Annotated in this window: 18 protein-coding genes and 1 tRNA gene; 12 read left to right on the forward strand and 7 right to left on the reverse strand. The window is 58.4% G+C overall.

Annotated elements, in window-relative coordinates:
- The first annotated feature begins 2 nt into the window (after positions 1-2).
- The 3 genes from ACYVIS_RS12770 to ACYVIS_RS12780 are packed head-to-tail and all read left to right on the forward strand — an operon-like array spanning position 3 to position 2113.
- Positions 3-332 carry an AtuA-related protein gene (locus ACYVIS_RS12770; protein ID WP_460874128.1) on the forward strand — a complete coding sequence of 110 codons (330 nt, stop codon included), beginning with the start codon at positions 3-5 and terminating at the stop codon, positions 330-332.
- Between the two features lie 34 nt (positions 333-366).
- Positions 367-1335, forward strand: coding sequence for a Bug family tripartite tricarboxylate transporter substrate binding protein (locus ACYVIS_RS12775; protein WP_460874129.1), 969 nt, complete (start codon positions 367-369; stop codon positions 1333-1335).
- 31 nt (positions 1336-1366) lie between these two features.
- Positions 1367-2113: an SDR family oxidoreductase gene (locus tag ACYVIS_RS12780; RefSeq protein WP_460874130.1), complete on the forward strand. Its 747-nt coding sequence runs from the start codon at positions 1367-1369 to the stop codon at positions 2111-2113.
- 2 nt (positions 2114-2115) lie between these two features.
- On the opposite strand, the gene ACYVIS_RS12785 is transcribed toward ACYVIS_RS12780, so the two are convergent.
- Positions 2116-3309 carry an MFS transporter gene (locus ACYVIS_RS12785; protein WP_460874131.1) on the reverse strand — a complete coding sequence of 398 codons (1194 nt, stop codon included), beginning with the start codon at positions 3307-3309 and terminating at the stop codon, positions 2116-2118.
- Between the two features lie 368 nt (positions 3310-3677).
- Here ACYVIS_RS12785 and ACYVIS_RS12790 point away from each other — a divergent pair, with 368 nt between their 5' ends.
- Complete coding sequence (locus ACYVIS_RS12790; RefSeq protein WP_460874132.1) at positions 3678-4004, forward strand: type II toxin-antitoxin system RelE/ParE family toxin; 327 nt, start codon at positions 3678-3680, stop codon at positions 4002-4004.
- Positions 3973-4281 carry a helix-turn-helix domain-containing protein gene (locus tag ACYVIS_RS12795; RefSeq protein WP_460874133.1) on the forward strand — a complete coding sequence of 103 codons (309 nt, stop codon included), beginning with the start codon at positions 3973-3975 and terminating at the stop codon, positions 4279-4281. Before ACYVIS_RS12790 ends, ACYVIS_RS12795 begins: the two co-directional genes overlap by 32 nt.
- Positions 4282-4414: 133 nt before the next feature.
- Here ACYVIS_RS12795 and ACYVIS_RS12800 read toward each other — a convergent pair.
- A tRNA-Ile gene (locus tag ACYVIS_RS12800) sits at positions 4415-4493 on the reverse strand.
- 295 nt (positions 4494-4788) lie between these two features.
- Here ACYVIS_RS12800 and ACYVIS_RS12805 point away from each other — a divergent pair.
- A complete protein-coding gene (locus ACYVIS_RS12805; RefSeq protein WP_232743408.1) occupies positions 4789-10776 on the forward strand; it encodes an alpha-2-macroglobulin family protein in 5988 nt (1995 codons plus the stop codon).
- Between the two features lie 2 nt (positions 10777-10778).
- Positions 10779-12992, forward strand: a complete 2214-nt coding sequence (gene pbpC, locus ACYVIS_RS12810; RefSeq protein ID WP_460874134.1) for a penicillin-binding protein 1C — start codon at positions 10779-10781, stop codon at positions 12990-12992.
- Between the two features lie 42 nt (positions 12993-13034).
- Here pbpC and ACYVIS_RS12815 read toward each other — a convergent pair whose 3' ends face one another.
- Entirely contained in the window at positions 13035-13172 is a 138-nt protein-coding gene (locus ACYVIS_RS12815) for a hypothetical protein (protein ID WP_232743407.1), read from the reverse strand.
- Between the two features lie 261 nt (positions 13173-13433).
- On the opposite strand from ACYVIS_RS12815, the gene ACYVIS_RS12820 reads away from it, so the two are divergent.
- The 3 genes from ACYVIS_RS12820 (at position 13434) to ACYVIS_RS12830 (ending at position 16154) form a co-directional block, all read left to right on the forward strand.
- Positions 13434-14036 carry a hypothetical protein gene (locus ACYVIS_RS12820; RefSeq protein ID WP_232743406.1) on the forward strand — a complete coding sequence of 201 codons (603 nt, stop codon included), beginning with the start codon at positions 13434-13436 and terminating at the stop codon, positions 14034-14036.
- A gap of 180 nt (positions 14037-14216) precedes the next feature.
- Positions 14217-14732: a G-protein coupled receptor gene (locus tag ACYVIS_RS12825; RefSeq protein WP_232743405.1), complete on the forward strand. Its 516-nt coding sequence runs from the start codon at positions 14217-14219 to the stop codon at positions 14730-14732.
- A 129-nt stretch (positions 14733-14861) separates the two neighbouring features.
- On the forward strand, positions 14862-16154 hold the full coding sequence (locus tag ACYVIS_RS12830) for an aspartate carbamoyltransferase (protein WP_232743404.1): 1293 nt from the start codon (positions 14862-14864) through the stop codon (positions 16152-16154).
- A gap of 87 nt (positions 16155-16241) precedes the next feature.
- Here the strand turns inward: ACYVIS_RS12830 and ACYVIS_RS12835 are convergent, their stop codons facing one another.
- The 4 genes from ACYVIS_RS12835 to ACYVIS_RS12850 form a co-directional block, all read right to left on the reverse strand.
- Positions 16242-17144: a recombination-associated protein RdgC gene (locus ACYVIS_RS12835; RefSeq protein ID WP_232743403.1), complete on the reverse strand. Its 903-nt coding sequence runs from the start codon at positions 17142-17144 to the stop codon at positions 16242-16244.
- A gap of 398 nt (positions 17145-17542) precedes the next feature.
- Positions 17543-19168 (reverse strand): MFS transporter, encoded by a 1626-nt coding sequence (locus tag ACYVIS_RS12840; protein WP_232744554.1) that lies wholly within the window; start codon positions 19166-19168, stop codon positions 17543-17545.
- A gap of 71 nt (positions 19169-19239) precedes the next feature.
- The gene (locus ACYVIS_RS12845; RefSeq protein WP_232743402.1) at positions 19240-20676 is read right to left on the reverse strand and encodes a sensor histidine kinase; all 1437 of its coding nucleotides are present in this window, start codon (positions 20674-20676) and stop codon (positions 19240-19242) included.
- Between the two features lie 67 nt (positions 20677-20743).
- Entirely contained in the window at positions 20744-21433 is a 690-nt protein-coding gene (locus ACYVIS_RS12850; protein WP_232743401.1) for a response regulator, read from the reverse strand.
- Positions 21434-21638: 205 nt separating this feature from the next.
- Between ACYVIS_RS12850 and recA the strand changes: the two genes are divergently transcribed.
- Together recA and recX are read left to right on the forward strand one after the other, a co-directional pair.
- Positions 21639-22721, forward strand: a complete 1083-nt coding sequence (recA, locus tag ACYVIS_RS12855) for a recombinase RecA (protein WP_232743400.1) — start codon at positions 21639-21641, stop codon at positions 22719-22721.
- Between the two features lie 89 nt (positions 22722-22810).
- Positions 22811-23329 (forward strand): recombination regulator RecX, encoded by a 519-nt coding sequence (gene recX, locus ACYVIS_RS12860; protein ID WP_460874135.1) that lies wholly within the window; start codon positions 22811-22813, stop codon positions 23327-23329.
- Positions 23330-23582 lie beyond the last annotated feature (253 nt).

The following is a 23582-nucleotide window of genomic DNA, read 5'->3' on the forward strand; positions in this document are numbered from 1 at the left end:
CCATGAATGAAATTCAGTTATACGAACTCGCACATGCACGCACGGGCGATAAAGGCAATCGCATCAATATCAGCCTGATCGCCTACAAGCCGGAAGATTTCGATTTGCTGGTGGAGCAGGTGACCGAATCGCGGGTAGCGGAACATTTTGCGTATCGCCGACCCGCCAGAGTCGTGAGGTATCTGCTGCCAAAAATCGGGGCCATGAACTTTGTTCTGGACGATGTCCTGGACGGTGGAGTGAATGATTCACTCAATCTGGACATGCATGGCAAGACATTGTCGTTTCACCTGCTTGCATTGCCAATTCTGGTCGCTTGCCAACGGACATAAGTACATATATCAATAACACATAAAAGGAGACATCATGAAACTATTGAACCTGCTCAAGATGGCGGGCCTGGCCCTGGGGGCCAGCGTTGCCGTACATGCGTCGTTCGCTCAAGGATATCCCGCCCGGCCTGTGCACATGATTGTGCCATTTCCGCCCGGCAGCGCCACCGATATGGCGGCTCGGCTGGTTGGCAAGCAGTTGCAGTCGGCCCTGGGCCAATCTTTTGTCATAGAGAACAAGCCTGGCGCCGGAGGGTCCATCGGGGCCATGGAGGTTGTTCGGGCCGCGCCCGATGGCTATACGATGATGTTCGCATCCAATTCGGCCATAGCCTCCAATGTCGCGCTGTTGAAAAACATTCCCTACAATCCGAACAAAGATTTCACGCCACTTTCGGGGGCAGGCGAGACTTCCTTGGTGCTGATGGTAAAGCCCGATTTCCCCGCCAAGAATCTGCGTGAATTCATTGCTTATGTGAAGCAGCGTCCGGGCAAGCTCAGTGCGGGTTATGGCTCTTCCAGTTCACAGATATGCATCTCTTTGCTGGACAAAATGGCTGGACTGGACGTGCTTTCGGTACCTTACAAGGGAATTCCCCTGGCGGTGAACGATGTGCTGGGCGGAACGCTGGACTTTACATTCGTGGATCTGGGCAACGCCATGGCGCAGGCCAAAGGCGGCAAATTGCGCCCTATCGCCATTACATCAGAGAAGCGCAGCACACTGGCACCCGACTGGCCGACGCTGTCGGAAGAGTTGCCGGGGTATAACATTACGGCCTGGTTTGCCATGGTCGGGCCGGCAGGAATTCCTTCGGAGGTCGTCGCCAAGCTGCATACGGCAATGACGGGGGCCTTGCAGAATCCGGAATTGAAAGAACGGTTCGGCAACGTCGGCGTTACGCCCATGGCCATGGCTCCCGAACAATTGAAGGGCTTCATTGCTTCCGAGATTGATAAATGGAAAAAATTGGCTAAAGACGCCAATATCGAACCCAAATGATTGCAGACAAGACAGCTCTTGAAATAAGCGAATGAAAAAAACCATCTTGATTACCGGCGCAAGCCGCGGCATTGGGGCTGAAATTGCCAGGGCCGCCGGCAAGGCCGATTACAAAGTCGGGGTCAATTATCTTGGCAGCAAGGCAGCCGCCCAGGCACTGGTTCGCGAAATTTGCGATAGCGGCGGCGAAGCTGTTGCCCTGCAGGCCGACGTCAGCCGTCTTGACGACGTCGAACGTCTTTTCTGCGAGCTTGACGCAGAGTATGGCCCTCTTGATGTGCTGGTCAACAATGCCGGGAAGCTTGCGAACTTTCGTGTCGACACGACCGACGAGTCTAATCTTTCAGGGCTTTTCGGTGTCAATATGTTTGGCGCTTTCTATTGCTCGCGCGAGGCGATCCGGCGCATGTCACACGCACACGGCGGCAAGGGCGGCTGCATCATCAATATGTCGTCGGTTGCCTCCCGGCTTGGCGGGCTGAGCGGCGGCGCGGCGTATGCCGCGTCCAAAGGCGCAATGGATGCTTTCACCCTATCCCTGGCTAAAGAGGTCGGCCTGGAGGGGGTTCGCGTGAATGGCCTGCGGCCCGGGCTTATCGAAACGGAGATCCATGAGATGCACGGCGGCCTTGCGCATGTAAGGGAACTGGCAAAGTCGCTGGTCCCGCTTGGGCGCTCCGGGACGGCCGCCGAGGTGGCGGCTGTCGCGTTGTGGCTGGCAAGCGATGCCGCGTCGTATGTGCATGGCGCCATCGTCGATGTGTCTGGAGGGCGTTGATGTCAGCGCGGCCGGTCTGGCTTTGTACGCGGCAAGCACCGCCAGAAAACACTGGCGGCTATAAAACCGAGCAATCCGGTTGCAACCACGGCGCTGGCCAGTGAGGCCAGTGCGGTGACGGCGGAGAGCAGGGCGGGTGCGCCGCTGGCGCCGACATCGGCGATCAGCCGCCAAATGCCCAGAAACTGGGTGCGTCCGATGCGGGGGGAGGCATCGGCGCCCAGTGTCATGATAATTCCCGATCCGATGCCGTTGCCCAGGCCTATCATCATGGATACGGCCACAAAACTGACCAGGCCGTCTGTCATTGGTATCAGAATCAGCGAGATTCCCATGATGATGACGGATGGCATCGCGACTGAAAGCCGGCCGTGTTGATCCATGGCCTTGCCCGCAGGATAGAAAGCCAGCATATCAATCGCGGACACCGTACCGTAAATGATTGCGGTGGCCGTGGGGCTCAAGCCCAGGTGATCCGCCCACAATGGTATGACGATCTGGCGGGCGGACCGCAGCCCGCTGACCAGCAAGATGCCGAAGCCCAGTGTCAGGAATATTTGCCAATGATGCCGCGCAATATTCGTCAGTGTCGGCGCCGTGTTGGCGCCGGTATTTTTCGATGCCAGATGATCTTCAAGATCGGGTACGGTAAAGGCGAGCAGTCCGGAACTGAACATCGCCACTATCGCGATCCAGTACGCGCCCGGCAAGCCCATGTAATGCATCAGCGCCGCGCCCAGGAACGGCCCGATGAATATGCCGATACGCCGTGTGCCGCCCAGTGTCGACATGGCTCGCGCGCGCATGTGGATAGGCACGGCTTCAATAAGATATGTCTGCCTGGCCAGCATGAGTACCGATGAAGCCATGCCTATCATCAGCACGCCCAGTGCCAGCAGCCATATCTGGTTCGGGATAAGGCAAAAGATCATCGCCAGCACGCTGAATGCCGCTGCGGCGACCATGGAACGCCTTTCGCCGTATCGGGCAATGATCAGCGCGGCAGGGATATTGCTAAAGAGCGATCCAATGCCGATCAGGCCTACGATAAGCCCCGCGAGCGCCACCGACGCGCCAAGATCCCTGGCGCTGAGCGCGATGATGGGTAATATCGAACCTTCGCCTATGCTGAAAAGCAAGGACGGGCCAAATGCCGAGACAGCAATTTTTCTGAAACTGAAAGGGGCGTCGCTCATAGGTGGACTGGACGCGCGAAATATCCTCTCGGCGTAGTGACCGCATTGGCCTTGAATGAAGAGCTTGTTTGAAGGGCCTCAATTATGGCACTGGCGTGGGGTTGCCGCAAATGTATGAGAACGCCTGTACGAGAACAAGAATGTTGTCATTGATTAACTGCTCCACAGGCCGGGCAAGCAAATGGCGGTTACGACGCGCGGCTGGCACGTTAGGGTAGAACAACTCTTAGTCAAACTCGTGCTCAATCGTCGCCAACGCGGTAGCCGACCGAAATAATGGCATCACAGGTTTGTGAAGGCCAAAGTCATTCCGATTCATAAGACCGCAGCCTGATAACTATCTAATATAGCAAAAAAGAGATAAACTCATGATATGGCAGGTAAAGCTATTGCAGGCCGCAGAAAACGAACTACTGGCATTGCCGGCCGATATACGTGCCCGATTTCTGCATATTGCCGAGCTGCTGACTGAGTTCGGCCCGCAGCAAGTGGGTATGCCACACGTTCGCCCGCTGGAGGGCAAGTTATGGGAAATACGCATGACAGGCCGTGACGGTATAGCCCGTGCAATCTATATAGCTCGCACCGGGCGGGTGCTGACAGTGCTTCATGTGTTTAGCAAGAAAACACAGAAAGCCCCACGCAAGGCTATGGATATAGCTCATGAACGCCTACGGAGGCTTAACGATGAATGATTTATCTAAACTGAAAAGCCGCGTGCTGGCTGATCCGGAAGCCCGCGCTGAATACGATAAACAAGCGCCCGAGTTTGCCATTGCCCGCGAATTGATAGCAGCGCGTACACGCGCTGGACTGACGCAAGGCGAGATTGCCGAAAGGATGCACACAACGCAATCGACGGTTGCCCGGCTGGAAAGTGGCCGAACAATGCCGTCTTTACGCACGCTTTCACGCTATGCCGAGGCTACAGGCAGCCGTGCCGTTATCAAACTTGAGAAAACTGTTGCCTGATCGTATCGGGCATCGCAGTACCAAGGCCCTCTGCGACAGGGAGGCGTTGAGCATCCGAGTCTACACAGCATCTGCATGAGCCAGAAAGCGAAACGGCCAATCCGCAAAGATCGGCCGTAACCCGCATGAATTTTGGTGCCCCCCCCGTGAGTCGAACACGGCACCAACGGATTATGAGTCCGCTGCTCTAACCAAGCATGAGCTAGAGGGGCAAACGGCAAGCCTCGCGCCTAGGGCGAAAACCCACCGTTAAGCCCGCAATTATGGCATAAAGTCTCAAATATTTCCCGCCCGCGGTACGGCGCGCGGGGAGCGTGCCCGCCTGTGCCTGACTCATACCCTGTTTTAGAGGGTCGCTCCGCGTTGTGTCCGAGCTGTGTGCCATCGCCCGCGCAGCCTTGCGGGATCTTGCAAAGCAGGCTACTTTGTCAGTCGGGTTTGGGGCACATAAAATGCCTGCGGTGTGCGGTTGATGTTGGGCACAAGCAAAAAAGGAAAGAGGATTCAATGATAGGCATCAGAACACTTGCTCTGGGATTGTTTTTGCTTGCGTCGGGTGCGTGGGGCGCGCAGATAGCACAGCTTTCGCCGCAGGGGCAGGTGGCCCGGATTGAAAGCGTCAAGGCCACATTCGATGTTCCCGTCATTGAATTCGGCAACGCGCAGGCGGCGCCGCCGCTGGATGTCGTGTGCGACGACGTGGCGGTCAAGGGTAGCGGGCGCTGGGTTGATGGCAGGCACTGGACTTACGTTTTCACGACCGCTCCGGGGCCTGGGGTGCATTGCTCGGCACAGGTTCGGCCGGCCTTCCGTACGCTTGCCGGCCAGGCCCTGTCGGGCAAGACTCTGTTTGCCTTTCAGACCGGTGGCCCGATCGTCGCCGATTCGCGGCCTTACGATTCCACCATCGATGAAGACCAGGCTTTTGTGCTGCATTTCAATGGGGCTGTGGCGCCTGAGTCGTTGCTGGCCAGTACTTCGTGCCTGGTTGAAGGCTTGGGCGAAGCCGTGCCGGTGCGCCTGATTACCGGCGATGCACGCAAGGCTATTTTGAAAGCCAGCTATTTTCCCGAGAAAGCGGCGGGCGATGCGGCCATTCAGGTGCTGCAGTGCAAGCGCCGCCTGCCCGCCAATGCCAAAATGCAATTGAAGGTCGGCCCCGGCGTCAAGACACTGTCGGGGGTTGCTTCGTTAAAAGCCGAAACACTGGACTATACGGTGCGTGAGCCATTCAAGGCCACCTTCAGTTGCCAGCGGGAAAATGCCAAGGCGGCGTGTACGCCTGTACTGCCTATCAGACTCGACTTCAATGCCCCCATATCTTACGACGATGCGCAGAAAATCCGCCTGAAGACGCCATCGGGCGAACGGGCGCCGTCCATGGAGAAAGGGGCGGAGCGAACGGCACTCGTCAACCAGGTTCAGTTCGATGGGCCGCTTCCCGAACTGGCCGACCTTAGCATCATAGTGCCCGTGGGTCTGAAAGACGACGCCGGACGTGCGCTGGCCAATGCCGATCAGTTTCCGCTTTCTACCCGGACCGCGGCGTTTCCGCCTTTGGTGAAATTCGCGGCGGCGCCGTTCGGCGTGATCGAGCGTTTCGCCAATCAGCCGGACGGAGGTTCGGAGGCCGACTACCCAGCCAGCGTTCCTCTGACCGTGCGCAATGTCGAAGCGGCTTTGCCTGGCAAGGAACTCAGCGTTTCTACGGGCAAGGTGCGCGACTACACGCCGCAGGATGACGTCGATGTGCTGCACTGGTTTGCACGGATCCGGCGGTTTCATGAAAACACTTGGACGCCCAGGCAGATCAAAGCGATCATGGCGGACAAGAAACCCGGGTCCGACAAAGGCCAAAGCATCAATACCCGCGAAATTTCGGTGCTCGATACGCAAGCGGCGGCTCGACAATTGAAGTTGCCCGGGGCGACCAAGGACGACCCCAGGCCGTTCGAGGTTATTGGCATTCCGGTCGAGCCGGGTTTTCATGTCATCGAGATTGAATCGGCGCGCTTGGGCAATGCCTTGATCGAACCGAAAAAGCCGATGTTCGTACGCACTTCGGTGCTGGTTACCAATCTCGGGGTGCATCTCAAGCGCGGCCGCGACGACGTGCTGGCCTGGGTCACTACGCTCGACGAAGGCAAGGTGGTGCCGGATGCGGCAATCGCGGTACTTAGTTGTTCCGGCCAATTGCTGGCCACGGGCAAGACCAATGCCCAGGGCATATGGCATTATCCCAAGGCGCTTGCAAGCCCCGAATCCTGCGCAGACACGGGTTTGAGCGGAATCTTTGTATCGGCCCGGATTCCCGCCAGCCATCCGCTGGCCCGCCACAAGGCCGATTTTGCCTTTGTGTTTTCGGGCTGGGACCAAGGCATCGAGTCGTGGCGTTTCAATGTGCCCACCGACACCAGCCCCTGGCTGTCGGTGGTGGCGCATACGGTGTTTGACCGTACCTTGCTGCGTGCCGGCGAAACAGTGTCGATGAAGCATTTCATACGCAATCAAACCCGCCATGGCCTGGCCGTGCCTAATCCCGATAAATTGCCAAACACCCTGGTGATCGAACACCAGGGCTCCGATCAACGCTATGAGCAGTCGCTGGTCTGGTCGAGTACATCGTCAGGGGGACTGAGCGCCGCAAGCCAGTTCGCGATTCCGGCAACGGCCAAGCTGGGCAACTATAGCGTGACGCTGGTGCGCCGGCATGCCCATGCTGCCGAAGCGGGCGACGACAGGCCGGACGATATGCCGAGCAGCGGGCAGGATAGCAGTCTGTATGGCGGCGATTTTCGGGTAGAGGCTTTCAAGTTGCCGGTGCTCACAGGCAGTTTGAAGATCAGCAGCCAGGCGGGGAGCGGGGCGCTTGTGGCCCCCAAGGCACTGAATGCCGATGTACAGATTGCCTACGTCTCGGGCGGTGCCGCGGGGCAACTGCCTGTAAGCCTGTCTGGTGTGGCGCGCGACAAGTCTGTGCGCTTCGATGGGTATGAAGACTATTCGTTCGAAGAGCCCAAGGCGGGGGATGCGAATCGGGATGAAGGCACCGACGAGATGGAAGCCGAATCGCCGTCCGCTTCCGACGACGCCCAGTCGCTGTTTATGAATAAAAAATCGATAGTGCTGGATGCCCAGGGCGGCGGGCGTCTGGCGATCGATTCCCTGCCCGAATTCAAGCGAGCGCAAGACCTGCTGTTTGAAGCCAGTTTTGCCGATCCGAATGGCGAGATCCAGACCCTGAGCCAAACCGTGCCGGTATGGCCGGCCAGTGTGCTGGCGGGCATACATTCGGAAAGCTGGGTGCAGATGGGGCAGCCCACGGCGGTACGTGGCGTGGCGCTTTCGCCCGCCGGCCAGCCTCAGGCCAATGTCGCCATGACCGTCAGTGCGGTGCGTTCCACTACGTATTCGATTCGCAAGCGCATGGTGGGCGGTTTCTACAGCTACGACAGTCATGTCGAGACCCGGGATCTGGGTACGGTGTGCCAGGGTAAAACCGACGATAAGGGTTTGCTGGAGTGTTCGGTCGACCTGAAAGAGGCCGGCTCGATCCAACTGGTGGCCAGTGTCGCGGATGCGCAAGGCCATGTATCGCGTGCGGCTTCGACAATCTGGGTGGTAGGGTCTGCCGATTTGTGGTTTGGAGGGCAGAACGACGATCGCATTGATGTCATCCCCGAAAAGAAGGCCTACAAGCCGGGGGAAACAGCCCGTTTTCAGGTGCGCATGCCTTTTCGCGAAGCGACGGCACTGGTCGCGGTTGAACGCGAGGGTGTATTGGCCACGCAGGTAGTGACGCTATCCGGAGTCGATCCCAGCGTCAGCGTGCCCATCAAACCTGAGTGGGGGCCTAATGTCTATGTCTCGGTGCTGGTGTTGCGCGGGCGTTTGCGCGAAGTGCCCTGGTATTCGTTCTTTACCTGGGGCTGGCAGCAGCCCCGCGTCTGGTACAGCGCATATACAGGCAAGGGCCGGGAATCTTATGCCGCCCCGACCGCGTTGGTCGATTTGTCCAAACCGGCCTTCCGTTATGGCCTGGCTGAAATCCAGGTGTCCGATACCCAGGATCAATTGATCGTCAAGGTGAGTGCCGACAAAAGCACTTACCAGGTCCGGGGCAAGGCAAAGGTAACGGTGCAGGTCAGCCTGCCCGATGGCAAGCCCGCGGCCAATGGCCAGGTGGCGTTTGCGGCGGTAGACCAGGCTTTGCTGGAGCTTTTGCCCAATAGCAGCTGGGATCTGTTGGGGGCCATGCGTCAGCGTCGCAGCTACGGTGTGGAAACATCGACAGCCCAGATGCAGATCGTCGGGCGACGTCATTATGGCCGCAAGGCCTTGCCCGCGGGCGGCGGCGGGGGCAAAAGCCCGACCCGCGAATTGCTGGATACGCTGTTGCTCTGGCAGCCCCTTGTGCAACTCGATCAGGATGGCAAGGCCCAACTGACCGTGCCCCTGAACGACTCCATCAGCCGCTTCAAGCTGGTGGCCATCGCCGATTACGGCGCCGGGCGTTTCGGCACAGGCAGCACCAGTGTCGCCACGACCCAGGATCTGCAATTGATTTCCGGCTTGCCGGCTTTGGTCCGAAGCGGCGACCGTTATCAGGCCACGGTGACCGTGCGCAATACCACTTCGCGAGCGATGACTGTCGATGTGAGCGCCAGCTACGGCGGTGCGGAGGTGACGGGGCAATCGCTTGCCGCGCAAAAAGTGCAGATTCCCGCCGGTGCCGCACAGCTTGTCAGCTGGACTTTGCTGGCGCCCGACAGCAAACAGCTCGATGGCTCAGGCACGCTGAAATGGCAGATGCAGGCCAGTGAACAGAACGTCGCATCCCCGGCTTCGGATCGCCTGGCCGTGACGCAAGCCTTGATACCCAGCGTGCCGGTGACCGCCATGCAAGCGACTTTGCTGCCTATTGATGCGCGACAACCCATCGATTTGCGTGTTGCCGTGCCGCAAGGAGCGCTGAGCGGTCCCGACGGCCGTGCGCGCGGCGGCCTGGAGGTGACTCTTCAATCGTCGCTGGCGGGAGGTTTGCCGGGTGTCAAGCAGTGGTTCGCGCGCTACCCGTACACCTGCCTTGAGCAACTTGGGTCCACGGCTTTGGGCCTGCGCAGCGCCAAGCGCTGGCAGACGCTCATGCATCAATTGCCCAATTACCTGGATGGCGATGGTTTGCTGACGTATTTTCCAGGCATGCGCCACGGCAGCGAAGTGCTGACAGCCTATCTGCTGGTCGCCAGCAACGAGGCGCAGGCGCTGGGCCTGCCGTTTGCCTTGCCCGATGCGGCCAGGGAATCCGTGGAGCGGGGCTTGCTGGCGTTTGTCCAGGGGAAAATAGTGCGCAATTCCTGGGCCCCGCAGCGTGACCTGGACGTGCGCAAGCTGCTGGTCCTGGAGGCGCTATCGCGCGAAGGGCTGGTCAATGCGCGGCTGCTCGACAGCATTGCCATTGCTCCCGATCATTGGCCGACCTCGGCGGTGATCGATTGGCTGGCGGTGTTGCAGCGAGTGCCGGCAATACCCAATCAGGCGGCGCAAATGAAGCAGGCACGGCAGGTCATCATGGCGCGCCTGCTGATCCGTGGGACCGAGCTGGCGTTTCCCGACGATGCCCAGAACAACTGGTGGTGGCTGATGGTCAGTCCCGAGGTGAATATGGCCAAGCTTATGTTGACGACCATCGGCCAGCCGGGATGGGAAGACGATATTCCGCGCATGGCGCAAGGCTTGCTGCATGCGCAGACCAAAGGGGCATGGCGCACAACCACAGCCAACCTCCTGGGCAGCCTGGCGCTCGAGAAATTTGCGCAGCATTACGAGAAAACGCCGATTTCAGGCCAGGTCCAGGTCCGTTTGCAGTCGGATCCCAATGGCCGAACTGTCAATTGGGACTCCCTGCCCGAGAAGGCCGGAGTCCGCATGCAAGGCCTGTTCCGCCCCTGGTCCGCGTCGTCGGATACTTTGCTGATCGAGCAGAAGGGCCCGGGTCAGGCGTGGGCAACCGTGAGATCGATGGCCGCCGTGCCTGTTGTCAAGCCGGTAATGGCGGGTTATCAGATCTCGCGTACGGTGACCTCGGTTTCCCAGGCTGTACCGGGGGTATGGTCGCGCGGCGACGTGTATCGCGTCAAGATCGATATCCAGTCTAAAACCCCCAGCACCTGGGCGGTTTTGACCGATCCGATACCCGGTGGCGCAACCATCCTGGGCAGCGGCCTGGGCCGTGATTCGGCCATAGCCGCCAGTACCGCAGATAGCGAGAAAAACATATGGCCCAGTTTCGTCGAACGCGGCTTTGATTCTTATCGCGCTTACTACGAGTACCTGCCGCAAGGTGCCAGCAGCGTTGAATATACGGTTCGCTTGAATACCGTGGGTCAGTTTCACTTGCCGCCAACCCGCATCGAGGCCATGTACCAGCCCGATGTGTACGGCATGGTGCCCAATAGCGCGGGCCTGGCGGTGCAGGCCGTCAAGGTGCCGTAGCCATGTCTGGCGCAATAACCGTCGAGAATGGCTACGGCCGCGAGCGCTCCGCAGTAACGCGGCTGGTGTTGCTGGTGCTGCTCATGCTGGCTTGCGGCAGCGCCATCGCCGCCTTGCCCTCGTACCAGGAGGTCAAGGACGCATACCGCGCTTCGGACGTGCGGGTGCTCGATCGCGATGGAGGGCTCCTGCAGCGTGTTCGCCGCGACTACGAGGGCCGCCGGGGGGACTGGATTGCGCTGGGCGACATTTCGCCCGCCCTGCAAAGTGCCGTCATTTTTTCCGAAGATCGGCGTTTTTATTCTCATTCCGGTGTTGACTGGGAGGCCGTGGCGGCCGCCGCCTGGGGCAATTTATGGCATGACCAGCGTCGAGGCGCTTCGACCATCAGCATGCAATTGGTGGCTTTGCTCGATGCCGAGTATCGCCGCGGCTCGTCGGGACGCACCTGGACGCAGAAGATCGACCAGGCTATAGAGGCGCGCGAGCTCGATCGGGGCTGGACCAAGCCCCAGATTCTCGAGGCGTACTTGAATCTGGTGGCCTTTCGCGGGGAACTGGTGGGAGTCGATGCTCTGGCCAGGGTGCTGTTTCAAAAACATCCCAGTGGACTCGATGCCCGCGAGGCCGCGGTGGCGGCCGCCTTGCTGCGAGGACCCAATGCATCCAGGTCAGTGCTGACGCAGCGCGCTTGCGGTTTGCTGTCCGACTTGAATGTGCCGCAGGAGTGTCGCGGGCTGAACGATTTCATTTATCGCAGCTTGCTGCACAAGTCAGCTCGCAGGGCCGATACCGACAGCTTGGCCCCGCACTATGCGCGCCTGGTTCTGGGGCAGCATCCGCTTGCGGCAGGCCAGTCCGTCCGCACATCGATCGACGGTGCTTTGCAGCGCTATGTGATGGATAGCGTGGACCGTCATGTGCGCGCCCTGCAGGCCAGCAATGTGCGCGATGCGGCGGTGGTGGTGCTGGATAATTCCAGCGGGCAGGTGCTGGCCTATGTCGGGTCGTCGGGGGGCTTGTCCCTGACCGCTCAGGTGGACAATGCGCGCGCCTTGCGCCAGGCTGGTTCGACGCTCAAGCCGTTCCTGTATGCGCAGGCGCTGGAGCAAGAACGCTTGACCACTGTGTCTTTGCTCAACGATGCTCCACTCAGCCTGCCGACCGGCAATGGCCTGTACATACCGCAAAATTACGACAAACATTTTTCGGGCTGGGTCAGCGTGCGTACGGCCTTGGCGTCATCCCTGAATATTCCCGCCGTGCGGACACTGGTCATGGTCACGCCCGATGCATTCCAGCAGCGCCTGGTAAAGCTTGGCTTGCCGCTGGATCGCAGCGGCGATTTCTACGGTTATAGCCTGGCCCTGGGCAGCGCCGACGTCACATTGCTGAGCCTGACCAACGCTTATCGCGCATTGGCCAATCTGGGGCGCTATTCGTCGCCGCGGTTCTTATTGTCTTCGGAACCAACGCCGCAGCAGCCTGTTTTTACCGCCGCGGCGGCCTGGATAGTCGGCGATATTTTGTCGGATCGCCATGCCCGTACACGTACTTTCGGCTTGGACAGCCCCTTGACGACGCCGTTCTGGAGCGCGGTGAAAACCGGTACCAGCAAAGACATGCGGGATAACTGGACCGTGGGCTGGTCGCAGCACTATACGGTGGGCGTATGGGTGGGCAATAGCCACGGCGACAGCATGCGCGAGGTGTCCGGCGTTTCGGGGGCGGGCCCGATCTGGCACGATGTCATCAGCTATTTGCAGCGCGGACGGGAAAGCAGGCAGCCGCCCAAACCCGTAGGTGTCGTGTCGCGATCGGTCGTGTTCGACGGCAATATCGAGCCTGCGCGCAAGGATGTGTTTTTAGGCGATACAGAGGTTGGACGCGTGCATTTGAGCGCCGACCTGGTACATGCCGATCAGGATGCCTTGCGGATAATCCGGCCTGTGAACGGCACGATTCTGGCTCTGGACCCCGACATACCGCCCGCCAACCAGAGGGCTGTGTTGCGTGCCGCCAATCTGGCAGGATCGGAGGCAACAAATGTGCAGTGGCGTATTGGTCGGGAAGTGGTAGGGCACGGAGGCGAACTGGCCTGGATGCCGTGGCCGGGCAAGCATCGGATCGACTTGTTGGATGCACTTGGGAATGTGCTGGATACAGTCCATATCGAAGTGCGCGGTGCGTCGGTCAGAAAGACTGCCCAACGTTAATTGCTTGCATACGTATACGTCGCGAGCGGTGCTGATCAGGACTCAGGAACGGCTGCCGCTTTCCTGCTTGGTAATCATGTGTTCGCCGTGCACAACGACGGAGCCAAATACAACGGCAAATACCAGAGTTATTACAGCAACGACCAATCCGGCGGAAAATTTAGGTTTGTTGTCAGCCACGAGGCTCTCCAAAACAATTGGGTAAACAACTAATTATGGCAGGATTCTGCTTACGTACTCATGAAATGCGGGCGCTGCCGTGATCGGGTCATGCTTGCCGAGGCAGGATTTGTGCCCGTTCTTTGAAGGCGCACTGTCGCTTTGGCGGCATTGTGTCACGTCTTTTTATATTTACACCTAAATTTTGACAAATATTGCCCGGGGTAAGTCTGCCGTCCTGTTAAACTTTTCAAATACTGTGTAACTTGTGAGGGGCATTCCATGAAAATTATTCGTCTGCTTGGCCGTATCGTTGTGCCAGCCAGCCTGGTTTTGCTGGCCGCGTGCCAGACCATGCCCGGCAAGAAAAATACGGTTGCCACGGAAACACAGCCGCAAGCAGCCACGCAGCCATCGGCAACGACCTCGCCTGAAGCTGCTCCGCAAGGTGCCAACCAGCAAGCGGCGGTGGCGGTGTTTCTGGCCGACACCACTGTTCAGCCGGGTTGGACCGCGGTGAAAATTTCGGCAGGCACTTTGTACGTGAATCCGCAGCCTGTGCTGACGCGGGTCGATCTCACGGGAGTTCGCGCGGGCACCAATAAAGAAGGCGTGGGCCTGCTTGCCCTTGACCTTAACAGCGGCGGCCAGCAAAAAGTGACTGACGTTACAACGAAGAATCCTCGCAAGCGGCTGGCCCTGGTGGTGGGCCATACGATGATGGCGGCGCCTGGGTATTCAATGCCGGTAACGGCGTCGCAACTGGTATTCGCTGTGGGTACCGAGCAAAATGCCACAGCCGCTGCCCAGGCGATAGCGGGGCCAGGTGCAAAGTCCCAAGTGGCGCCGGACCCGGTTCCTGCGGCGCCAGCTTCTTCTAAATAGGTACCGGCTCGCCCAGCGAACCCTGAAGGGGTGCGGCAATAGCTGCGCGGAGGCAAAAAACGGTACTGCGATCGGTGCCGTTTTTTGCCTGGGATATCGTAGGCGTATCATGGATATACAGGCCGGCTTGAGTCCAGGCGGCATTGCAGAAGTGGGGGTGTGCCTGCTGTGACAGACAATATGAGTTCAAACCGACTCGGACGGGCTTATGCCTATCAGGCTTTGAGCGGTGTACTAACCTTGGGATTCAAGTTCCTGGCATGGATTAACGGCCTGGGCGTGCTGGTCGTTATCTTGTGCTCGCTGGGCCTGGTTCAAGCCGATGTGTCATCTTCCACGCTGCGTTTGCCTTTGGCCGCCTTTACGGCGGGTCTGGCGTTTTGCGGCCTGGCATTGCTGTGGTTTTACCTGGTTCAGACAAGCCTGCTCGGCCAGATGATAAGCGGCCAGTCCAGGCGCTCGCATTGGATTCCCCTGTTTTGTGCCATGGTCGCCTATAGCCTGAGCCTGGCTGCATTTGTCATCGGTTGCTGGTTCACGCTGGGCTTGTCCGGCCTGGCGTCGCAAGGGGGTGACTACTCCCAGCAGTCTGAAGAGCAGGGCATTGCTCCGCTCGACCAGTCGGGCCGCGCATCCGATGATGTCGAGTCCGGATCCGGGCCTAGGAAGGTGGTGTTCTTGAATCGGCGAGCCTGAGCCTGCCTGCTTGCAACTGAATGGTATCTGTGTTTTTTTTACCATTTTCAATAAATAGTGGTCGTCAACTTCGTTTCCCAGGAATAAAATATACGCTCTGCGTATATATTCATTGAGGGGGTGATTCAGATGTCCATTTCGCAACAGGTTTTTTTACGCGATGCCATGCGTCGCCTGAATCTCACCCGCGACATCTTTGCCGGACGTATTGGAGTCAAGCGCCGGGCGCTTGACACGTGGCTGCTGCCGGAAGGATCCCAAGAGTTTCGCGCCATGCCCGAGGTGGTTACCCGCTTTGTGACTGAAATAGTCGAAAACGACACCTTGTTGCAAAAGTATGCGCAAAGCGCACAGTCGGGCCCTTTGCGTGAGAGAATCGCTTACGAGGGGAAGCATCAGCTTTTATCTGTCGATCAGTTTTCACGCGAATCGGTGGAAGAACTGTTTCGCATCGCCGATCTGATGCAGCCGATTGCACGACGCCAGAAGGTGTCGCGCGTGCTTGAAGGGGCTGTGCTGGGAAACCTGTTTTTCGAAGCCAGCACGCGGACCCGCGTCAGTTTCGGGGCCGCGTTTTGCCGTTTGGGCGGTTCGGTTTGCGACACCACCGGCTTCACCTTTTCGTCCATGGCCAAGGGCGAATCGATCTACGATACCAGCCGCGTCATGAGCGGGTATGTCGATGCCATGGTCATTCGCCATCCCGAAAAAGGCTCCGTGGCCGAATTTGCCCAGGCCACCAATATCCCCGTGGTCAATGGCGGCGATGGCCCGGGCGAGCATCCCAGCCAGGCCTTGCTCGATCTGTACACCATACTGACTGAATTTTCCCGTTTGGGAAAACTGCTGGATGGCGCTCATATAGCCATGGTCGGCGATCTTAAATATGGCAGGACGGTCCATTCGCTCATCAAGCTGCTGGCTTTGTACCGCGGCCTGAAATTTACGCTGATATCGCCGCGCGGGCTGGAGATGCCCGATTACATTCTCGAGCAGACCGGCAGTCGCGGCCATGTCATCGAGCAGACGCATTCGCTTGAACAAGGCTTGGTCGGCGTGGATGTGATTTATGCCACGCGAGTTCAAAAAGAGCGTTTTGCCAAGGAAGAACTGGAAGGCTATACGCCGGACTTCCAGGTCAACAAGGCGATCGTCGATAAATGCTGCGGCCCGGATGTCATCGTCATGCATCCCTTGCCCCGCGATAGCCGCGAGGGCGCGCACGATTTAAGTGTGGACCTGAATCACGATTCGCGTCTGGCGATTTTCCGGCAGACCGATAACGGCATTCCGGTGCGCATGGCAATTTTTGCCGTGCTGCTGGGAGTGGAAGGCCTGGTGCAACATTCTCAGCGCGACGTTACGTGGAACCCGCCTTCGCATATCGGCCCCGACGATAGCGTATTCCACGGCATGGATTGATTTTCACGGTTGGATTGAACAAGTGACGGCACCCCTTGTGGGTGCCGTTTCAGCGCGCAAGAAAATTCGTTTGTTTGCGCCAAGACCTTAAAATGTTTTTTTCTCGCCGCCCAGCGCATCGACCAGGGCGCTCATGAGCCGCGTCAGCTCGCCGGTCATCAAGGCCATGTCCGAGTCGAATTGTTCATCTTCATTATGAGAGGCGCTGTCCTGGCCTTCGCGTAAAACATCCAGGGGCGTTACGCGTTTGATGTCCATGCCTTCGGTCAGCACAAAGGAAATCCGGTCGGACCAGGTCAGGGCCAAGCGTGTGCATTGCTTGCCCGCCTGCACATGCTTCTGCACATCGTCGATATCTATGCTTTGCCGAACGTAGCGGACCGCGGCCCGGCTTTCGCTGGTCGAGCGCAACTCCGTGTCCTGATCGATGCTGAATCCGGCGGGAGCTTCATCGCCGACCAGCCAGTCGGTCATGGCCGAGGCCGGCGACAACTCGACATGCAATAGATTGACGGGGAAAGGGTCGATGGCCTTGGCCAGCATGCCCAGGACTTCGTCGCTTTTGGCGGCTGCCGCCGCGTCTATGACCAGCCAATGATTCTTGGTATCGATCCAGACGCGGGTGTCGCGATAGATGCTGAAGGCTTTCGGAGTCAGCTCGTCGATGACCTGCTCCTTGATTTCCTTCATTTGCTTGCGGCCCGGCTTGTAGCCTTGCTGCTCTTCGATATCCTGGGCCTTGGCGCGGGCGACCTGATTGATGACCGTTGTCGGCAGCAGCTTTTTGTCGGCGCGCAGGCTGACGATGAGCTGCCCGTTCAGCGCATACACCAAGCCGCCGTTTTCACGCGGCGGCACCCAGCCCAGGCTTTGCATTTCCTGCGAATTGCTGGGTTGAAATGCCTGCTTTTCGAGAGCTGTTTCGAGTTCGTCGGCGGTGCAGGACCAAGTGGGGGCGAGGCGGAAGACTTTAAGGTTTTTGAACCACATAGTTTGAATCTGGATAGCGTGTGTGCGTTGTTGCGGCGCGGTCAAGCGGTCGACCTGCGTCGTAAAAGAGGGAGCGCCGATTGTAAGCCCATTTTCATGATCGGCTTGTTGCAGAGTGTTGTAGCCCCGGGGCACGGTTTGGCCATGCAAAAAAAACGGCCCGGAATGCCTAAGCACCGGGCCGATACGGGAGCACACAATGTTGCGCCATAAAAAGGCTCGCGGGGGACGCAACATCAGTGATAGAAAAAAGCTCGCGCAACTATGAAACAGGGGGATCAGTAGTTTTATAGCCGGATTCGTGAGCTCTTTCTATGCAACGAATTCTAATCCTGTACGCTGACGTTAGCCTGAAACAAGCCGCGCCTCGGCAATGACCGGTACGCCATGCGTCCGGCTCAGGCATTGATATCGTTGTCGCGCGTCTCTTTAACGAAGAACGTTCCGATGATCAATGTTGTAAAGCAAATGGCGATCGGATACCACAGGCCTTCGTAGATATTGCCCGTGGCTGCCACGATGGCAAAGGCTACCGGCGGCAGGAAGCCGCCGAACCATCCGTTGCCGATATGGTAGGGCAGGCTCATGGAGGTGTAGCGTATGCGGGTGGGAAACATCTCGACCAGCATGGCGGCAATCGGGCCGTAAACCATGGTCACCAGTATGACCAGTATGGTCAGCAGCGCGACAATCATTACATAGTTGATTTGCGAAGGGTCGGCCTTGGCGGGGTAGCCGTGGCTGCGTATGGCCTGCGTCATCGATTTTTTCAGTTCGGCGGTTCGCGCGGCAAAGTCGGCTTTGCTCAGGCCCTTGCCTTCAAACGATTCGAATTCGTCCTGGCCGATGCGGGCCTTGGCCACCGAGCCTGCCGGGGCTGCGGCATTGACGTAGTTGACTGAGTTGCCCGCCATGAACGATTTGAGAATATCGCAGGAACTGGTAAAGGACGCGATGCCGACCGGATTGAACTGGAATGAGCAGGTGGCTGGATCGGCCACAATGGTGACCGGTGCGCTGGTCAGCGCTTTTTCAAGAGCGGGATTGGCGAAATGCGTAATGCCTTTGAATACCGGAAAATAGGCCAGTGCTGCAATCAGGCAGCCCGCCATGATGATGGGTTTGCGCCCTATGCGGTCCGACATTGCGCCGAAGATCACAAAAAATGGAGTGCCCAGCAGCAGGGCCATGGCGATCATGATGTTGGCTGTGTTGGCTTCCACGCCCAGAGTATTTGTCAGGAAGAACAGGGTATAGAACTGCCCCGTGTACCAGACCACGGCCTGGCCTGTGGCCAGGCCGAACAGCGCCAGCAATACGATTTTAAGGTTCTTCCATTGGCCGAACGATTCTTTGATCGGCGCTTTGGAGCCCGCGCCGGCGGCCTGCATTTTTTTGAAGGCGGGCGACTCGTTCAAGCGCATGCGGATCCAGACCGAGATGCCAAGCAATCCGGACGAAATCAGGAAGGGGACGCGCCAGCCCCAGTCGAGGAAAGATTCTTCGCCCAGGACGCTGCGTATGCCCAGAACCATGAGCAAAGACAGGAACAGGCCCATGGTGGCGGTGGTTTGAATCCAACTGGTATAGAAGCCGCGGCGATGTTGCGGCGCGTGCTCCGCGACATAGATGGCCGCGCCCCCGTATTCGCCGCCCAACGCCAGGCCCTGGAGCATGCGCAGCGAAATCAGCATGATGGGGGCGGCAATGCCGATTGAACTGTACGATGGGAGCACTCCGACCAGGAATGTGGACAGTCCCATGATGAGGATGGTTATTAGAAATGTGTATTTGCGGCCCACCAGATCGCCAAGCCGCCCAAATACCAGCGCGCCGAAGGGGCGTACGGCAAAGCCTGCCGCAAAGGCCAGCAGCGCGAAAATAAAGCCGGCGGTCGGATTGACGCCCGAAAAAAAGTGGCTGGCAATAATCGCGGCGAGCGAGCCGTACAGATAAAAGTCGTACCACTCGAAGACCGTCCCAAGCGAGGAAGCGAAAATGACACGCCGTTCTTCGGATGTCATGGGGCGGCGCGCGGCTGGCGAGGTGGCGCCGATAATGCCGCCGGCGGTTTTTATGGCAATCGTGGTCCGGTTCATGTGTTTGCCTCGTCGTCGGGAAGCACGTGGCTGAAACGGATGCGCAGGCGGGTTCCGGATAGATTGCCGGCTCGTGGCGTCGGTTTCATGAATTCGATTTGCGCCTGATGATGCTCGGCGATTTCCTTGACGATCGACAAGCCCAGGCCGCTGCCGTCCACTTCGCTGCCCAGCACCCGGAAGAAGCGGTCGAATACGCGCTGCTGGTTTTCCAGCGAGATGCCCGGGCCGGAGTCCTCGACCTCAAGAAAGGCCCAGTCGGGATCGCTGCCGACCCGCACCGTGACGCGCCCTTGCGCCGGGGTATATAAGAGGGCATTGTCGACAAGATTATTGAGCAGTTCGGCGAGCATCAGCGCATTGCCTCGTACGGACACGGTTTGCGTGGCTGCTTCAAAACCCAGATCGATGTGTTTATGTATCGCTGTTTCAACCCATTCCAGTGTTTGCTGCCGGGCCAGGGCATTGAGTTCGACGATGCTGGTGTGGGGCTCGAGCGATCTTTCGGCGCGAGCCAGCGCGAGCATCTGGTTGACCAGGCGTGTGGCGCGCTCCGAGCCTTTGACGAGCTGTTCCAGGCTGGCGTTCATTTTCTCGGGACTTTGCTCGCGCAAAGCCAGTTCGGCCTGGGTCCGTATGCCGGCAAGCGGGGTTTTAAGCTGATGCGCCGCATTGGCGACAAAGCGCCGCTGGGTTTCAGTGCTGGCGGCCAGCTGTGTGAGCAGGCCATTCATGGCCGCAATGAGCGGTGTGATTTCCGCCGGCGCCAGGTCTTCGCTGATGGGCGACAAATCGTTCGGGGGGCGTGCCCGGATGCGCTCCTGCAAAATGCTCAGTGGCTCAAGGCCCTGCGTCATGCCCAGGCCGGCCAGCAGCGCCGCCAGGGGCAGCACGATCAACTGAGGGGTAAGCATGCCGGTCAGGATTTCCTGCTGCAAGATGGCGCGCGGTTCGTTGGTTTCGCTGACGACCGTCAAAAACGGCTGTCCGGATTGGTCTTTGCCGCCCCATATATATGCCACACGTACGCTCTGACCCAGCAGTGTTTCGTTGCGGAACTTGATTTTGTCGACTTCGTAGGACCAGTTCTGGGGGAGCGGGATGTCGGCATTGCCGCCCAGGGATTTGCCGTTGGCGTCCTGGACCTGCCAATGAGTGGCATGCGAGCTGTCGCCGAACAGGATGGTCTGGGCAGAGGGCGACAGGCGTATTCCGTTGGCCAGCTGCTGTTGTTCCACTTCGTGCATGAGCAGGCGCAGGTGGCCGGTCAGTGTCTTGTCGTAGGGGGCGTTGGCAATATTCTGGGCAATAAAGTACGTAATGACAATACCGATTGTCCATAACAAAAACAGGGGCCCGAACATCCATATCAGGATTTTGCTCAGCAGAGTTCTGTTGGGTTTTTTTTTCTGCGGTGGAGGTGGCTTGAACAAGGCTTGTACGCTGGGCGCTGGAGATCGTTGATGTGGCGGAGCCGCCGGGCGCGCGTGCCGCGCCGCCTCAGGCGGCGAGCGAATTGTTGCGCGATTCGGGTTCGAGGCAATACCCCAGGCCGCGCACCGTAATGATGCGCGCACCGCTGGGTTCAAGCTTTTTGCGCAGTCGGTGGATATACACTTCGATGGCATTGGTGGTGACTTCTTCACCCCATTCGCACAGCAGGTCGACGAATTGGTTTTTGCTGATCATGCGGCCGCAGCGCGAGAGAAAAATTTCGAGCAGGCTGGTTTCGCGCGCAGACAGTTCGATTTGCTGGTCATGTATCCTGGCAATGCGCCCATTCAGGTCGAAGCTGAGATTCTTGTGCTTGAGCACGGTGGTGCTGTTGCCGGAGCTGCGGCGGGTAAGGGCCCGTACGCGGGCTTCGAGCTCGGTCAGGGCGAAAGGTTTGGCCATGTAGTCGTCGGCGCCCAGGTCGAGCCCCCTGACGCGTTGTTCGATGGCATCTGCCGCAGTCAGTATGAGAACCGGTATGGGGGTGTGCCGTTGCCTCAGCAGGCGCAGAACTTCGAGGCCGTGCAGTTGCGGCAGATCCAGGTCGAGGATAAGCAGGTCGAAAGCCTGGAGCTGCAGGGCGGAATCGGCGCTGGAACCGTCATTGACGACATCGACGGCGTAGCCGTCGTAGCGTAGCGAACGGGAAAGTCCATCCGCAAGAATACTATCGTCTTCAGCGATTAAAATATGCATGTCCCTGGCCTGTTGATCTTGATTCCCCCGTGGAATGTTTCATTTTGACACGTGGCCGGAACGCCGACCAGTAAGGGATAACGATGAATTCGGCGAATATTTTTATTTACTGTTTGTTTATACAGTATAATTTGGTGCAATAATCATTCGGATCATAGTGGGCGCTACCGCGTCCAACTTCAATTTTTTTAGCCAAGGATCGTACATGGACGACAAAAATAGCAAAGCCGCTACCGCCGAGCGCGCCAAAGCACTTGCTGCCGCCTTATCGCAAATCGACAAGCAGTTCGGCAAAGGTTCCGTCATGCGCTATGGCGACAACAAGGTCGAACACGATATCCAGGTGGTTTCCACGGGTTCGCTGGGCCTTGACATCGCCCTGGGCGTAGGTGGCTTGCCGCGCGGTCGTGTCATCGAGGTCTACGGCCCCGAATCGTCCGGTAAAACCACACTGACCCTGCAAGTCATTGCCGAGATGCAAAAAGTGGGCGGTACCTGCGCTTTTATCGATGCCGAGCACGCGCTCGACGTTCAGTATGCCTCCAAGCTGGGTGTCAACCTGGCCGATCTGCTCATTTCACAACCCGATACAGGCGAGCAGGCTCTTGAAATCACCGATGCGCTCGTGCGTTCGGGTTCGGTCGATCTCATCGTCATCGACTCGGTGGCGGCGCTTGTGCCCAAAGCCGAAATCGAGGGCGATATGGGCGATTCGCTTCCCGGCCTGCAGGCTCGTCTTATGAGCCAGGCTTTGCGCAAGCTTACGGCCAGTATCAACCGAACGAATTGCATGGTTATTTTCATCAATCAAATCCGCATGAAAATCGGCGTCATGTTCGGTAATCCCGAAACCACTACAGGCGGCAATGCGCTCAAGTTTTATTCTTCGGTTCGGCTCGATATCCGCCGTATCGGCGCCATTAAGAAGGGCGACGAAGTCGTGGGTAATGAAACCCGCGTCAAAGTGGTCAAGAACAAGGTGGCCCCGCCATTCAAGCAGGCCGAGTTCGATATCATGTACGGCAGCGGCATTTCACGCGAAGGCGAAATCGTCGACCTGGGTGTCCAGGCCGATATCGTCGACAAGGCCGGCGCCTGGTTCAGCTACGGCGGCACGCGCATCGGCCAGGGCAAGGACAATGTGCGCGAGTATCTTAAAGAGCATCCCGACATGGCTCTTGAAATCGAAAACAGGGTACGTGAACAATTGGGCGTGATAGCCAAGGCTGCCGTAGTGGTAAGGGAGCCCGCCAACGCTGTCGAGGCGGAAGCCGAAGCCGACGAATAAGGCATGGCGCGCTTGTCCCGGCTGGCTCGATAATCGATCCAGTCGTGGCCTGCCAGCACTGCTCTTGGTGTATTTGATTGCCATTTAACATGCCAGACAAGTTCGATAACGATGATGCTTTCGAACAGCTTGCTTCTTCCGGGAGCAAGAAAAAAACTTCGGGCTTGAGCCTCAAGGCTCGTGCCGTAGGTTTTCTGTCGCGGCGCGAGCATTCACGCCTCGAACTCGAACGTAAACTGGCTGCGCACACCGACGATCCCGCCGAGTTGCAACGAGTGCTCGACGAGCTGGAGCGCGAGCAATGGCTGTCGAACGAGCGCTTTGCACAAGCCCTGATGCATCGCAAGGCGGCCCGCCAGGGCACCGCGCTCATCATGCAGGAATTAAAGCGGCATGGCCTGGCCGACGAGCAAGTCTCCGCGTTGCGCACCAGCCTGCAAAGCACCGAAGTCGAACGCGCCCGCGGGGTCTGGGCAAAAAAATTTTCGCAAGCTCCTCAAAACGCCAAGGAATATGCCAGGCAGTTTCGGTTCCTGGCTTCGCGCGGCTTTTCCGCCAATTGCCTGCGCCAGATCCTTGGCGATCAGGATGACGATTCTTCCGTTTGATATTCTTGCTCCAAGCCTTGTTTTGAACAGGCGTTCCAGCATATTTTTGGTTCGAGTGGTTTACGGGATTGGATGTTTTGGTCGCTTTGGTATTTACGGTTTGGTATTTGAAGACGCCGTCTATCGGGGCTTGGGGTCAGGACCGGCACGGCGTGCTTGATCCGGATCTACCTCGTCCAGGCGGGCGTCGGGCCAACTCGCTACGCCGCTGGCGCGGCTGCGCTCAAACATGGCCCGCCGAAAGCCCCCGCCT

Source organism: Paralcaligenes ginsengisoli (genome assembly GCF_054781135.1).

Coding starts and splice junctions, on each gene's coding strand:
- ACYVIS_RS12770 (WP_460874128.1), top strand. CDS start 3: ATGAATGAAATTCAGTTATACGAACTCGCACATGCACGCACGGGCGAT.
- ACYVIS_RS12775 (WP_460874129.1), top strand. CDS start 367: ATGAAACTATTGAACCTGCTCAAGATGGCGGGCCTGGCCCTGGGGGCC.
- ACYVIS_RS12780 (WP_460874130.1), top strand. CDS start 1,367: ATGAAAAAAACCATCTTGATTACCGGCGCAAGCCGCGGCATTGGGGCT.
- ACYVIS_RS12785 (WP_460874131.1), bottom strand. CDS start 3,309: ATGAGCGACGCCCCTTTCAGTTTCAGAAAAATTGCTGTCTCGGCATTT.
- ACYVIS_RS12790 (WP_460874132.1), top strand. CDS start 3,678: ATGATATGGCAGGTAAAGCTATTGCAGGCCGCAGAAAACGAACTACTG.
- ACYVIS_RS12795 (WP_460874133.1), top strand. CDS start 3,973: ATGAACGCCTACGGAGGCTTAACGATGAATGATTTATCTAAACTGAAA.
- ACYVIS_RS12805 (WP_232743408.1), top strand. CDS start 4,789: ATGATAGGCATCAGAACACTTGCTCTGGGATTGTTTTTGCTTGCGTCG.
- pbpC (WP_460874134.1), top strand. CDS start 10,779: ATGTCTGGCGCAATAACCGTCGAGAATGGCTACGGCCGCGAGCGCTCC.
- ACYVIS_RS12820 (WP_232743406.1), top strand. CDS start 13,434: ATGAAAATTATTCGTCTGCTTGGCCGTATCGTTGTGCCAGCCAGCCTG.
- ACYVIS_RS12825 (WP_232743405.1), top strand. CDS start 14,217: ATGAGTTCAAACCGACTCGGACGGGCTTATGCCTATCAGGCTTTGAGC.
- ACYVIS_RS12830 (WP_232743404.1), top strand. CDS start 14,862: ATGTCCATTTCGCAACAGGTTTTTTTACGCGATGCCATGCGTCGCCTG.
- ACYVIS_RS12835 (WP_232743403.1), bottom strand. CDS start 17,144: ATGTGGTTCAAAAACCTTAAAGTCTTCCGCCTCGCCCCCACTTGGTCC.
- ACYVIS_RS12840 (WP_232744554.1), bottom strand. CDS start 19,168: ATGACATCCGAAGAACGGCGTGTCATTTTCGCTTCCTCGCTTGGGACG.
- ACYVIS_RS12850 (WP_232743401.1), bottom strand. CDS start 21,433: ATGCATATTTTAATCGCTGAAGACGATAGTATTCTTGCGGATGGACTT.
- recA (WP_232743400.1), top strand. CDS start 21,639: ATGGACGACAAAAATAGCAAAGCCGCTACCGCCGAGCGCGCCAAAGCA.
- recX (WP_460874135.1), top strand. CDS start 22,811: ATGCCAGACAAGTTCGATAACGATGATGCTTTCGAACAGCTTGCTTCT.